General features: G+C 45.7%; 1 protein-coding gene and 1 pseudogene. Both read right to left on the minus strand.

Going from position 1 to position 1,023, the window contains the following annotated elements:
• Positions 1-111 (minus strand): annotated as a pseudogene (locus tag R7O12_RS27040) (ribosomal-protein-serine acetyltransferase); the annotation flags it as partial.
• 212 nt (positions 112-323) lie between these two features.
• On the minus strand, positions 324-1,023 hold a 700-nt coding region (locus tag R7O12_RS27045; RefSeq protein ID WP_318127139.1), incomplete at its 5' end, for a peptidoglycan binding protein CsiV.

The raw sequence follows: 1,023 nt of genomic DNA on the forward strand, positions 1-1,023 counted from the left end.
AGTATGCAAAGATGGGGATTGGGAGAGCAATCGTTGTAGCGAGTGAGCGTCATCTGCTGGGATAAGACGAAGGGCTAGGCGAGGGGTGATGATTTCAAAATCTGGGCTCATGAATAAATACGACTTCCATTGCTGATTTTAGAGATACCGACCTTTCGTTCCTTAGGTCATTGTAGTTGCTGGCTTGGGTTTACTTCGCTCAAAGGTTAAGGCTTCAAACCGAGTGACTACTGGCATGGTTGTGATTAAATGAGTTTAGGTGATATGAAGTGGCAGATAAAACAAAGCGCAGCGATTGCTGCGCTTTGTAGAACTGTCGAAGTTTAGTTAACTCGACGCACCTGGATGATCATTCCCATTAGAGGGTTGTCTAAGTAGTGCGTTTCGCTGCTTTTCATGCGGCGTTTTTGATCCAATCGGTAGCTCTTTAAGAAGGTTTCTTCAGTCACCGTTGGTGAGATTTCTGCGAGGTTACCCACTTGAACGTTGCCGTCAACATCACCGAGTTCATCATTCAACTGGTCAGTTGATTTAGACTCAAAGCGAACTTCACGAACGCTTGGTTCACGCAAATCCAGCGTGGTTTCTGCAAACAAGTAATGCTGCACGTAAATTTGGAATTTGCCATCTAACTCATACAGTGGGCCGTTGATGGTTTCTTCGTTATAGCCATCGCTAGAGTAGCTGTTATTGCCATTAATCGGGCTACCATCTGCATTGTAAGAGCCAGAGAAATCACGACCACCTACAATTCGAAAGATTGGCGCGCTTGCTTTACCTCGATCACCTTGACGCCATGCTACGTGTTTTAGCACTTTAAATCCAGCATGATTGTTCAGCGCCGCTTCTTGTGCGTTTAAGCGGAAAGAAGAGCGAGGTAATAGAGTTACGCCTTTAGAGCGGCGGTAGGCTTCGCTGTCCAAACTGCCGACATTTTCCATGTCGATTTTAGGCAGGTGCTTTGGCCAAGATTCAGTAGTCCTTTCAGCGTCGACTGCTCGCTTGAAAATAATTACTTCAATA

The sequence above is a fragment of the Vibrio sp. Vb1574 genome, from assembly GCF_033338675.1.